Raw genomic sequence first — 12,906 nt, 5'->3', positions numbered from 1 at the left:
TTTTAACTGGTGTCTTTTTGGCGGTGAAATTGGGTAAAGCGGATTTGAAATTTAAGTTTTTTGACCAAAGCTTCTTGGTTTACCGGTTTACCCACCAAGTCGTTGGCACCTTCGTTAAGAATTTGCTTTTGGTTTTCAGTATTTTCATCACCGGTCATAATCACAAATGGCATCTCTAATTTGTTTAAATGCAACTCGTCACGGGCATAGCTGAGTATTCCTCTGGCCGTTTCATTGTTTTTTAGGTAGTAATCAGTCAGAACCAAATCAAAGTCATTATATGACGTTTCTCGGTCGGGCATCACTTCTTTGGCATCGGTAACAGACAGTTTGTGGGTGATTTCTAAGTTGTGGTTTTGCAATAGTTTTTTGGTTGCATGAGCCACCACCATAGAGTCTTCAATATATAAAATCTTGCCGTTGATTTCATCATCTGGGCGCAATAAGCCGCTCAGGAATATTTCTAAACCTTTTTGCCCCGCAGCTTTGTCGATGTAGTCAGTTACATCACTGCTGAGCATCCGGTCTTTAAGCCGTGCATCAACACTGCCTGAAATGATTATGACAGGCAAATAATGGTGGTTTTCGCGTGCATATTCGCAGATTTTTGTACCATCATCATCTGGTAGGCGTAAGGCTGATAAGATGATATCTATTCGATTGTTTTGTAATTTTTCGATGGCTTTGGCAACAGAATCTACAGCTATGACCTCTGTATATGGTTGGATTTTTTTAACCAACCGCTCGGTCATAGACCTCGCCAATTTAGAACCATCGGCAATCAAAACTTTAGCTGTATCTGTCATATTATGCATTGTACCTCAAGAACTAAATCATCATGCCATGAAAACACAAAAACGTAAAAAAAAATGTGATGGAAGTTTGTTATAGGTTTCTGATGTGACTTGATGCGCTGAATCGTGCGCCTAGCCATGTGATGGTTGTTGCCATAAAAAGGAATAAAACAGCAGTTGAGAAGTCTAAGCTGTGTATGTTAATTTGTTGACCAAACGATGCTGACAATTCTTGAATCGGTTTAGAAATCCACCAGAGTGTGCTGTTCAACAACAGCAGTGCAAATATTGATGCAGCGATGCCATAATAAATACCACCGTATAAAAAGCGCCTTCGAATTTGGCCAGGAAAAGCACCCAGCAGTTTATTCAAAGCAATTTCTTTTTTGTGGTTTGCAATTTCGTTACCTATAGAGTGACTGAGGAAGACCAATACAATGATTAAAAACACCACAACACTGGCCTGCATCATATAAAAGAATGCCCGAGTGAGTGTTTGCAGTTGATTAAACCAATCGGCATCAAAGCTGACATAGTCTATGCTCGGGTTGAGTTGTAATTTTTGACTCAACTCCAATAACTGTTCATTGGTGGCCTCAGGGTGCGGTGTGATGAGGATTTGATCAGGAAGCTGCTGATCTTCAATGATGGCAATGACTTTATTCAGTTGCGGGTCTTTATTGAGTTGGCTTTTAATTTCATTGCTTTGCACCACTTGACTCTTGCTGATTAAATTGCGTTCGTTTAAATCTAACTGTATGGCGGTCATTTCATCGGCATTGATGCCCGGTTTGAGGAAGACAGCCATACTGCCTTTGCTTTGCCATTGTGCTTCTAATTCATCAAAATTTTGCCACACTGTCCACATCATCAAGGGTAAATAAAAACAAATGCCCAGGGTGATGATGGTAAATAGACTTGACCAAGGTGTTTGTAATGGCATCAAAAAACCTTCACGAATGGCTCGAACATGTCCACGATACCAACGTGCAAACGGGTGAGGTTTTTTAGCTACAGATTGATTCATAAATCCGGCCTATAGTCATCAATCAATTGGCCAGAATCCATCACCAATACACGTTTTCTTAAACGTTTGATTAAAAATAAATCATGGGTCGCAATGATGACCGTTGTGCCTTTTTTGTTGATTTCCATGAACAGTTCCATCAATTCCAACGACAAATCAGGATCTAAATTACCCGTAGGCTCATCTGCTAATAATATGTCAGGTTGGGCGATGATGGCACGCGCTATGCCAACGCGCTGTTGTTGACCACTGGACAGTTCATTGGGGTAAAAGTTGGCTTTATCGGCTATGCCAACTTGGCTCAAAGTCACCCGGGCTTGTTTCAAGCTGTCAGGTTTAGAATAACCACGCAACCACAGAGACAAAGCAATGTTGTCTATGATGGTGCGGTTTTCTAACAATTGGTGGTCTTGAAAAATCATACCCAATGTTTGGCGGTATTTGGGCAAGCTTTGGTTGTTAAGCTCGCGCAAAGCAAAGCCGTTGACTTTGGCTTGTCCGTAACTGATGGACTCCATACACATGATCAGCTTAAGTATAGATGTTTTACCAGCACCTGAATGTCCAGTTAAAAACAGCATCTCTCCTTGCTCAATGTCAAAGCTGACATCACTCAGGGCTTTGTTGTGTTTGCCATAGGATTTGCTGACGCGCTTGAATTCAATGATATTCTTGCTCATTGCAGCACCGAATTCAATTGGAAAATGGGCAGCAACATGGCCAAAACTATAAATAGGACAATCATACCAACAAACAAAATCGCCAGTGGTTGAATTGCACCAATCAAAGTAGACAGCTTGTTTTCAACATTCTTTTCTTGTACTTCTGCAGCGCGTTCTAACATTTCACTTAAGTTGCCGCTTTGTTCACCAGCATGGACCAATTTGACTGTTAATGGTGGAAATTCTTTGGCGTTGCCCATGGCTTTTGCCAGACCAGCGCCTTCACGGACTGCAGCAGCAGTTTCTTCACAGGCCTTTTTAAAACTGGCATTGGAAACCACTTGAGATGACAAACTTAATGCAGGGACAATGGGTACAGCACTTTTACTCAGAATGCCCAGTGTGCGCGTAAATTTAGCAGCTTGTGATGTGCGAATTAAGCTACCTATACCTGGCCATTTAAGAACCATGCGATGCCATTTGATTTTAAAGTCAGGTTTTTGTAGCAGGGCCCAAAAGCCTGCGCTCAAAGCTGTCATACCAATCAAAACCCAGAGTCCATATTGAGTCAAAAAATCACTGATAGCAATCAAAGTTTGAGTCATGGCTGGTAATTCAACTTGTGAATTAGCGAAGACTTGTGTCACTTTGGGCACGATATAGACCATCATGCCAGTGACAACGGCAATGGATGTCAGAATCAAGATGATCGGGTAAATCAAAGCCATTAAGGATTGTTTGCCCATTTGATCGCGTGTTTCCAGATAATCTGCCAGTTGACCCAGAATTTGTTCTAAATGACCTGATTGTTCGCCCGCTTCAATACTGGTGGTAATCAGCTCATCAAATGCTTTAGGGAACAAGCGCATGGCTGTGGCCAGTGGTTGTCCTTCCATGATTTTCGCATGTAATGTAGACAGGATTTTTTCTGTATTTCTGTGGTCACTTTGTTCAATTAATGTTTTTAAAGCGTCATCAATCGGTAAGCCTGCTTTGACCAAAGTGGCCAGTTGTCGGATCAGCAGTGGCAACTCATTCGACTTGAGTCGCAAGCGTTGCACTGATGTTTTTTGTTCTTTGTTATTTGAAATCAGTACTTTGTCAATTTGAACAGGGACCAAATCCTGAGCACGAAGTAATTGTCGTGCTTGTTTTTCGTTGTCGGCTTGAATCACGCCTTTGCGTGACTTGCCTTGAGAATCTAATGAACTGTATTCAAATGCTTCCATGACTATGAATCGTACATGACCCTGAAAATTTCATCTGCTGTGGTTTCACCGGCACAGAGTTTGTTTACCGCATCTTGTTTCATGCTGGCAAACGACTTGTGAGCTACAGATGCCAATGCTTGTTCTGAAGCCCCTTCGTGAATCATGGTGCGCAATTGGTCATTCAACCGTATGACTTCAAACACCCCCAACCGACCTGCATAGGCTTCATTAATAGGTAATGATTCATCGGCTTGATAAATGGTTTCCACTGCTTCCAATATGCCAAGGGTTTCACGTAACTGGGGAGTCACTGCTTGTGCTATGCGATGGGCTGGATTCAAGCGTTTTACCAAGCGCTGGGCTATCACGGCTTTGATGGATGTGGCCAATAAAAAGGGTGGTACACCCATGTCAATCAATCGAGTGACTGCACCTATTGCCGTGTTGGTGTGCAAGGTTGAAAAAACCAAGTGGCCGGTTAAACTGGCTTGAATGGCTATTTCTGCGGTTTCTAAATCTCGTATTTCACCAATCATGATGACATCAGGGTCTTGGCGCAAAATGGCACGCAAACCACGGGCAAAAGACATGTCAACCTTGTCATTGACTTGAGTTTGGCTGATACCTGACAAGTGGTATTCAATGGGATTCTCAATCGTCATGATGTTTCGAGAACGCTTATTGATGGCTTCCAAAGCCGCGTACAAGCTGGTGGTTTTACCAGAACCGGTTGGCCCGGTGACCAAAATGATACCATGTGGCATTTTAACCAAGTCATTCATCATGTCTAAATGACTGTTGTTCATGCCCAATTGTGCCAAGTTTAATTGGCCGGCTTTTTTGTCCAATAAACGCATCACTATGCGCTCACCAAAAGCACCAGGTATCGTTGAAACACGGACATCAATCGGATGGTCAGCAATCTTCAATGAAATGCGACCATCTTGTGGCAGTCTTTTTTCGGCAATGTCGAGTTTTGACATGATTTTGATGCGCGAAGCGATCAAAGAAGCCAAAGATTGGTCGGGTGTTAATACTTCTTGTAAATGGCCGTCCACACGGTACCGAATAGACAATTGATATTCACCGGGCTCAATGTGAATGTCTGATGCGCTGACTTTAACGGCATCAGCCAAGAGGGCATTGATCAAGCGGATGATGGGTGCATCATCGTTACTTTCTAACAAGTCATCAGGTTCAGATAAAACCTCTGCGACCTGGGCCAGTTCAGCTTCTGAGTCACCAAGACCGGCCACCACATCGTCTGTCATAGACTGTTGGTGGTGGTAAATTTTTTGAATCACCTGTTGGTATGATTGTGGCTCAAAGAATTCGAGTTTAACCGGTAAGTCACATTGCCTTTGTAATTCAGCAATGGCCTGCGGCTTGGCTGCTTTTGAAACAGCCAACACCACAGCGTCATCACTTTGTTCTAAAATGGTGGCGCCACGTTTCTTAGCAAAACTGTATGCCGGAAGTTTGACCGCCATGTTATTGCCCGTCAACCTCTGTGGTTTCTTGTTGTGTTGGGTCTTCTTTTAACACAGGAGATCCACGTCGGAATGTTTCTGGCTTCAACTCTTTTAACTGTTCTTGGCGGATGTCACGATATCGTTGGCGACTGATCTCAGCTTGCTCAATGTCAGTTTTTAAAATGCGCGGGTGTATGAAGATCATCAAATTGCGCTTGACCCGGGTGCGTTTTTTGGTACGGAATAAGTTTTTAATCAGTGGAATGTCGCCTAACATGGGAACTTTCTTGATGGTTTCTTGCACTTCGTCATCGATCAAGCCACCGAGTACCAAAATTTGATTGTCTGGAATCATAACAGTGGTGTCCAAAGTTCTTTTCTTTGTCACCAAGTCAACAGCAGATACCGCGTTAGGATCAATGCTAGAAATTTCTTGAGCAATATCTACCACAATTTGTCCACCGTCATTGATGTGTGGTGTCACAGTCAATGACAGTCCCACATCTTCACGCTGGATTGTTGTGAAAGGGTTGGGGGAGCCGTTTGAGTCTGAGTTACCACCTTGTGAATAAGAACCGGTAACAAAAGGCACTTCTTGACCTACTGATAAACTGGCTTCTTGATGGTTTAGTGTGACCACTGAAGGTGTTGATAAAACGTTGCTGTTACCGTTGGTGCTTATGGCTTTAAGCAAGCCTCCAAAATTAAGGGTTTGTTCTCCATCACTGTTGGTGCCAAAATTCAAATAACCTAAATTTAAACCACCAGCCAGTAAGCTGCCAAAAACATTCAAGGGATCGTCAGAAGTTAAGTTCGGTGCGGTACTGCCTGTAAAAGAACCACCAACGATACCGTTGTCACCGTCTCCACCAATCGGTGCATACCAATCTACGCCGAGTTCTTTTGAATTGTCCACAGATACCTCAGCAATGATGGCTTCAATCAACACCTGTTGTCGTCTGATGTCTAATTGATCAATGGCACTTTGGATGTTTCGAAATACGGCAGGGGGGGCGTTGATGACGAGAGAATTGGTTTCAGCATGGGCTTGGATGCTGACTTCATCTTTTTCAGCGGACTCGCCACGTTTAGCCAAGGTTTCCATGATAGGCACCAATTTTTCTGCAGAAGCATATTTCAAGTAAATCACTTGCGACTGGGTGTTGGTATCTAATGGCTTATCTAATTGCGCAATGATGGTCATGATGCGGCTTTTTAACGACGGGTTGGCATTGATGATGACTGAATTGGTTCTGGCATCTGGAACAATTTTAGACTGTGGTCCGAGGCCATTACTGCTTTCCAATAAGCCAGTCAAGGTTTCAGCCACATCTTGGGCATCGGCATATTGCAATGGAATCAGTTCAATCGAGGTGTCAGACTTCTTGTCTAAACTTTGAATCAATTGCTCCATTTTAGAAACGCTGGCCGCTTTGTCTGAAACGATCAGTAAGTTGGCGTCTTTGTTGGCAATTAATTTGGCTTTGTTGTTCATTGACTTGAGCATTTGTTCCACTTCAGTCACTGGGATGTGCTTGATGCGGAATATTTTGGTCATCAATTGATCAGGATGGTTTCCGCTCAAGCCAGCAAGTGGATTACTCTTACCAACCGGTATGATTTTTATGGTGTCGCCTTGTGTTTCTGTTGTGAAACCATTGACACTGAGTATCGACAGGAACAAATCATAAATTTTATCTTCTGGAACAGGCTGTCCTGAAATGACTGTGATTTTGCCATCAACTTCTGGATCCAAAACAAAGTTTTTGCCTGTGATGTCACTGACGGTTTCTACCAATAAACGGATGTCAGTGTCTTGTAAATTCAGCGTGTGCATGTGATTGTCAGCTTGAAGTGACAAGCTGAAGAAAAGGCACAGGCACATGGCCAGCCTGACTTTAATCGAGGTGGTGGTTCTCATTATTGAAGCTCAGATAAGTTGACGTTGAGGTTTATTTTACGACCATTTCGCATCACTGTCACTTGTGCATTGCCCGCTTGTTCTAATTGGCTGCGCAAATTAAGTAAATTTTGACTGCTTATGGCAGTGCCGTTGACCGCTACAATTTGGTCATTTTTTTTCAGGCCTTGTTTCAATAAGGCGCTATTTTGACTCATTGATGCAACTCGAAGTCCAGTGATTTGGCCTTGGTTGTTTTGCATCACATTGAGGTTTTTAACAATGTTGTTGATTTTGTTTGGGTCGAATTTTTGTTGGTTGAGTGTTTGTTGCCAGTCACCTGAATTTTTGACAAAATTTCTGATGTTGTTGGCTTTGATTTCATCAGCGGTTTCAGGCTTATTCTTTCTGCTGGCTGGTCTGCGGTCGGTATTGATGCCGACACCTTTATGCAGTGACAAACGCTCTTTCTTAGCACCACGGCTTAAAATCAAATAACCTTCGTGTACTTCTGTTAATTTGGCAAGTCCAAAAACATCATCGCCCACTTTAAATTTCTTTTCTTCACCTTTGGTCGTTTTGATATAGGCCATGCCTGAATTTTTATCCTCGCTGGACATGATGCCCGTGAGGATCAAATTTAACTGACTTTCAGTGTCAAGGTAATTCAGTGACGTTTCTGTGATTTCTGATGAACCAAATAAATGATAAGTCGAAGGTTTTGGCCGATTAAGTGCTGAATTGCTGCGGGTGGTGGGTGCGATGGCAGGTTCAAATCCGCTGCTTTGACCTTGTGGAAACAAAATAAAATGTGTCCACAAAGCCAAAATGAGCAAAGCCAAGAGCCATGTGCTCAAGGCTTTAAATTTCCCGCTGATATTTCTTGTATTTATATTCAAATTATATCATTAAAATTCTGCCGCATTGATGTCCATCAAAGGTGCTGCGCCAGTCTCAATGCTTGCTTTGTGACTGTGGCATCTGGGCAGGATTTTAGCAAAGTAAAATTCGGCTGATTTGACCTTGCCTTGATAGAAATCTGCACCCAGTTGACCTTTGGCTTGCTTAGCAGCATTATGCAATTGGGCTTGGAAAAATGCAAGAATCACATAGCCGGACATCATCAGGTAATCCACAGATGCAGCGCCTACTTCATTTGGGTTTTTCATGGCAGCAGCCACGATGCCTTCAGTGGTTTCTTTCCAAAGGTCAATATATACCTGTAATTGCGGTGCCAATTCAGCACCTGAATTATCGATAAAATCTTGAATCATGTCCAATACAGGGCCGATTTGGCCTTTTTGCATCATCAACAATTTACGGCCAGTTAAATCCAGTGCTTGGATGCCTGTGGTGCCTTCATACAATGTGAAAATTTTGGCATCACGTGCCCACTGTTCTTGACCGTGTTCACGAATGTAACCGTGGCCTCCGAATACTTGGATGCCGTGGTTGGTTGCTTCTAATGCCACTTCAGTCAAAAACGCTTTGATGATGGGCGTCATGAAGGCCAGCAAGGCTTCGGCTTTCTTTTGTTCACCTTCGTCTTTGCTGTGTTTGATGATCTCAATCTGTTGCGCAACAAAATAAGCCATGGCACGGTTGCCTTCAGCAAAAGATTTTTGGGTCAACAACATGCGGCGCACATCAGGGTGGACAATGATGGGGTCAGCGGCTTTATTTGGGTAGGCAGGGCCTGTGGCTGCGCGCATTTGCAAACGCTCATTGGCATAGTCCAAAGCATTTAAGTATGACGCTTGTGTCGCGGCCAAACCTTGGATGCCGGTGTTCAAACGGGCACCATTCATCATGGTGAACATCAGTTTCAAACCTTCGTTGGCATTACCAATCAAAAATCCTTTGGCGGCATCGAAGTTCATTACACAGGTGGCCGAACCATTCAAGCCCATTTTATGCTCAATGCTGGCAGCCCCTAGGGTATTGCGTTCGCCTAAAGATTGGTCTTCATTGACCATGAATTTAGGTACCAAGAACAGTGAAATGCCTTTGGTGCCTTTCGGTGCATCAGGTAAGCGTGCTAAAACCAAATGAACGATGTTGTCACACAGGTCATGTTCACCCGATGTGATGAATATTTTTGTGCCAGTAACATCATAAGAGCCATCACCATTGGGTTGTGCAGCGGTATTGACCAAGCCTAAATCGGTACCACAATGTGGCTCCGTCAAGCACATGGTGCCAGACCATTGACCAGTAGTTAATTTAGGTAAGAACATGGCGCGTTGGTCATCGTTTGAGAATTTTTCTACCAATTCGCGAACACCATGGGTCAAACCTGGGTAGTTAGACCAGCCAGGGCAGTAATAGGTGTTCATCTCACCCAAGATCAATTGCAACCAATAGCTCAAGCCTTGACCGCCATATTCTGGATCGCCATCTAAAGAGGCCCAGCCTGATTCACAATAGTCTTTGTATAATTGTTTGAAACCGTCAGGTGCGGTGACTGTGTTGCCCTCATGGGTACAGCCTTGCTCATCTGCATTGCGGTTCAAAGGACCTGCATTTTCATGCAAGAATTTAGAAGCTTCTTCAACAATGGTTACAAAAGTCTCGGCGTCAATTTCTTCATGAACGCCTAATTTTTGGTAATGGCGGGTTAAATCCAAAACCTCGTCTGCAACAAATTGAACTTCTTTAATGGGGAAAAGTATATTGGCCATAATTCAAACGTTTGTTTTAAAAACAAGCATTCTACCCAGAAAATTGCCTTGGAGCAATAAATCTTGCGGTCAAATTGAGGTCTTCCAATCTTGCGCGCTTTTTTATTGAGTGGTAAATGAAATTGACTCAATTTAAAAGTCATATGTTCTTTGCTCAGAACTTGGCGATCCATCATCCCTTAAGTCTTTTGTGAGGGTCGGCTGATGTCTTTACCTGTCAGCATATCACCAATACGGGTAGATGCCCCTGGATAAAAGCCATTTTCAGATTGAAAGTCTTTAGGGTTTTTAAATGTTCCAAACAAAATGTCAAATATTGGCAAGTCTGAATAATTGTGTGCATGGACACCTTTTTGGTGATGAACTGAATGGCTTTCTGGGCGTTGGATGATGTAACCCAGCCACACAGGTGTATTTATATTGGTGTGCTGAAAGATAGCCAGAAATGTAGTGATAAAAAGGAATAAAGTGATGACTTGCGGGTCAAGACCAACAAATACTGACAAGCTTAAGCTACCAATAAAAGTGAAGCCTGCCATGTCAAGCGGACTGAAAAAATATGCCCCAAATGTATCAACGCGTTCGGCACTGTGGTGTAATTGATGAAAACTTAACCAAAGACGATTGCTTTTATGCATGAATCGATGCCAAACATAAATAAACAATTCAAACACCAAAATGGATGACATGAGCATCAACCACTGATTCATATCACTTAAATCAAAAATCTGTAAAAAAGATAAATGATGGTCCCAAAGTAAAGGTAAGTAGCTTGCCAGAAAGAAGTAGCAAACAAAGCCGAGCAAGCACTTTGTTCGCCAGTGTTTAACCTTAGGTAATGAGCGGGCTGGCGATATAGACTCAATCAAAACTAATGCAAAAAAAACAGTGATGAGCCCCAGTGACACTGGGTCTTTTAAAATTTCAAACGGTGTGGGCATCTTTGTTTCCTGCAAAAAGTATTTATGTCTGTATTATTTGCATGCTGAACATTTGAAACCTAAAGATTATATATTTTTTATATAGAGATTCTTGGATTCAAGGGAATTGCTCATTCTTTACAATTGTCATATTGAGTTATAATTTTAATGAATTGAATTTAAGATAGCCGTGAGAAAATTGATACAATCACTGCTTTTGTGGTGAATGATATGGCCAAAGGCACACACGAATACATTGAAGATGAGCGCAACAGGAACATCTTAATTAACATCAATGGTGAATTATTTCCGCGTGAGAAGGCGGTGGTTTCTGTTTTCGACAGTGGTTTTATTTTGGGTGATGGTGTTTGGGAAGGTTTGCGTTTGCACCATGGCGTGGTAGTGTTTTTGAAAGACCACTTGCGACGTTTGTTTCAAGGTGCCAAGTCTTTGGATTTGGATATTGGTTTGACACCAGCGGCTTTGACTGAGCGTTTGATGACTACTTTGCAAGCCAATGACATGACAGATGGCGTGCACATTCGTTTGATGGTAACTCGTGGTGAAAAAATCACGCCTTACCAAGACCCGCGTTGTACCATCCCTGGCAGCACCATTGTTATCATTCCTGAGTACAAGAACCCGTCGCCGAGGAAAATTGAAGGTGGTATCAAATTATTCACCACCCATGTGCGTCGCGGTTATCCTGATGTGCAGGATCAGAAGATGAACTCACATTCTAAGATTAATTGCATTCAGGGCTGTATACAAGCGGCCAAAGCGGGAGCCGATGAGGCGCTGATGCTCGATCCGCATGGTTTTGTTGCTACCTGTAATTCAACCCACTTTTTCATCGTAACCCAAGGTGAGGTGTGGACTTCAACTGGCGATTTTTGTTTGGGCGGCATCACGCGGTCAAAAATCATTGAAGTGTGTGAAGACAACGGCATCACAGTGAAACAAAAGAATTTTTCTTTGTTCGATGTCTATGGTGCGGATGAATGTTTTGTTACCGGTACTTTTGCGGGTGTGACGCCGGTGAATGAGGTTGATGGGCGCATCATTGGTACGGGTTCACGTGACATGATTGTTCGATTGCAGGATTTGTATTTGGCATTGATTAAATCAGAGGCTGGCGCATGATTCGGATTGCCATGTGGTCGGGGCCAAGGAATATTTCAACAGCCATGATGCGTTCGTGGGAAAACCGCAAAGATACAGTGGTGGTTGATGAGCCGTTTTATGGACCTTATTTGGCAACAACGGGCAAAAAACATGCCGCTTGGAAAGAGATCATTGCAGACCAAGGTGCAGATTGGCAGCCTGTGGCCAAGTCCTTGAGCGAAGAGGAATTTGAAGGTGTGGGTATTTATTATCAAAAGCACATGAGTCATCATTTGATGCCAGAGATTGAGTTGGATTTTTTGGCGGGTATGCGACATGCTTTTTTAATACGCCATCCCAATGATGTGCTGTCTTCCTATTTGCGTAAGCATCCCAGGGCGACGCCTGAAGATTTGGGTTATCCACAGCAAGTCAAGTTGTTCAACTGGATCAAAAATAATATGGGGGTGGTGGCACCAGTGATGGAGTCAAAAGACATATTGATGCAACCGGAAGTTATGATGAAAAAGCTGTGCGGGTTGTTGGGTGTTCCATTTGATAATAACATGCTGGCTTGGCCAAAAGGCTATCGAGATTCTGATGGCGTTTGGGCATCACATTGGTATAACCGTGTGATTGAATCAACGGGTTTTTCAGAGTACAAGCCCAAAGAAAACACATTGACGGCTGAAGAACAGGCGATTGCTGATGCTTGTTTACCCTTTTATGAGCAGTTGGCAGCTTATAAAGTGTGTGTTGAATAGAAGATTTGCCACAACCTAAAAACAGATTGTGGCTGAGTTTTTAGTCTAATTCGGAAAGTAATTCGTCGGCGGCTTCACAAGCGGCTTGGATGTCATCACCTGCTTCAGCTGCTTTTGAGATTTTCATGGATTTTTGTGAGAAGGCCATCAACTTATTCATGTCACCTGAAGCTGCAATCTTTTGTACTTTTTCAGCCAACTCCATGGCTTTGGCTTGTAAGTCTTCTTCTGTACATGTGCTGCTACAAGCGGAAATGGTGGTCGCTGCCAAGCACAATGTGATGATTTTGTAATTCATAATTAACTCCGTGATTTGATATTTAACGTCTTTATTAGCATTTTTATTGTAGCAAGGTTTTGGACAAGGGATT

Annotated in this window: 12 protein-coding genes; 2 read left to right on the top strand and 10 right to left on the bottom strand. The window is 42.9% G+C overall.

The annotated features are described in order from the left end of the window. Positions 1-2: 2 nt before the first annotated feature. The 9 genes from FET73_RS01950 to FET73_RS01910 all read right to left on the bottom strand — a co-directional run bounded on the left by FET73_RS01950 (position 3) and on the right by FET73_RS01910 (position 10,457). Complete coding sequence (locus FET73_RS01950) at positions 3-815, bottom strand: response regulator (RefSeq protein WP_154222226.1); 813 nt, start codon at positions 813-815, stop codon at positions 3-5. 70 nt (positions 816-885) lie between these two features. Beyond that, positions 886-1,821, bottom strand: coding sequence for a cell division protein FtsX (locus FET73_RS01945; RefSeq protein WP_154222225.1), 936 nt, complete (start codon positions 1,819-1,821; stop codon positions 886-888). Further along, positions 1,818-2,501 (bottom strand): cell division ATP-binding protein FtsE, encoded by a 684-nt coding sequence (gene ftsE / locus FET73_RS01940; RefSeq protein WP_154222224.1) that lies wholly within the window; start codon positions 2,499-2,501, stop codon positions 1,818-1,820. The genes FET73_RS01945 and ftsE overlap by 4 nt, the downstream gene beginning before the upstream one ends. Next, entirely contained in the window at positions 2,498-3,712 is a 1,215-nt protein-coding gene (gspF, locus tag FET73_RS01935) for a type II secretion system inner membrane protein GspF (protein WP_154222223.1), read from the bottom strand. Before gspF ends, ftsE begins: the two co-directional genes overlap by 4 nt. A 2-nt stretch (positions 3,713-3,714) precedes the next feature. Beyond that, positions 3,715-5,184, bottom strand: coding sequence for a GspE/PulE family protein (locus tag FET73_RS01930; RefSeq protein ID WP_154222222.1), 1,470 nt, complete (start codon positions 5,182-5,184; stop codon positions 3,715-3,717). A 1-nt stretch (position 5,185) separates the two neighbouring features. After that, the gene (gspD, locus tag FET73_RS01925; RefSeq protein ID WP_154222221.1) at positions 5,186-7,087 is read right to left on the bottom strand and encodes a type II secretion system secretin GspD; all 1,902 of its coding nucleotides are present in this window, start codon (positions 7,085-7,087) and stop codon (positions 5,186-5,188) included. Next, a complete protein-coding gene (locus tag FET73_RS01920; protein WP_179952054.1) occupies positions 7,087-7,923 on the bottom strand; it encodes a type II secretion system protein N in 837 nt (278 codons plus the stop codon). Before FET73_RS01920 ends, gspD begins: the two co-directional genes overlap by 1 nt. 51 nt (positions 7,924-7,974) lie before the next feature. Continuing rightward, positions 7,975-9,747, bottom strand: a complete 1,773-nt coding sequence (locus FET73_RS01915) for an acyl-CoA dehydrogenase C-terminal domain-containing protein (protein WP_154222219.1) — start codon at positions 9,745-9,747, stop codon at positions 7,975-7,977. A gap of 179 nt (positions 9,748-9,926) precedes the next feature. Then, complete coding sequence (locus FET73_RS01910; protein ID WP_218944244.1) at positions 9,927-10,457, bottom strand: sterol desaturase family protein; 531 nt, start codon at positions 10,455-10,457, stop codon at positions 9,927-9,929. A 441-nt stretch (positions 10,458-10,898) separates the two neighbouring features. Between FET73_RS01910 and FET73_RS01905 the strand changes: the two genes are divergently transcribed. Beyond that, on the top strand, positions 10,899-11,810 hold the full coding sequence (locus tag FET73_RS01905) for an aminotransferase class IV (protein ID WP_154222217.1): 912 nt from the start codon (positions 10,899-10,901) through the stop codon (positions 11,808-11,810). Beyond that, positions 11,807-12,535: a sulfotransferase-like domain-containing protein gene (locus FET73_RS01900; protein WP_154222216.1), complete on the top strand. Its 729-nt coding sequence runs from the start codon at positions 11,807-11,809 to the stop codon at positions 12,533-12,535. Before FET73_RS01905 ends, FET73_RS01900 begins: the two co-directional genes overlap by 4 nt. Before the next feature lie 40 nt (positions 12,536-12,575). On the opposite strand, the gene FET73_RS01895 is transcribed toward FET73_RS01900, so the two are convergent. Beyond that, positions 12,576-12,833, bottom strand: coding sequence for a hypothetical protein (locus FET73_RS01895; RefSeq protein ID WP_154222215.1), 258 nt, complete (start codon positions 12,831-12,833; stop codon positions 12,576-12,578). Between the last annotated feature and the right edge of the window lie 73 nt (positions 12,834-12,906).

Origin of the sequence: Marinicella rhabdoformis, from assembly GCF_009671245.1 — a bacterium.
Lineage (GTDB): Bacteria > Pseudomonadota > Gammaproteobacteria > Xanthomonadales > Marinicellaceae > Marinicella > Marinicella rhabdoformis.
The sequence above is the reverse complement of the archived record's forward strand: the minus strand, read 5'-3'. Positions and strand labels throughout refer to the sequence as shown.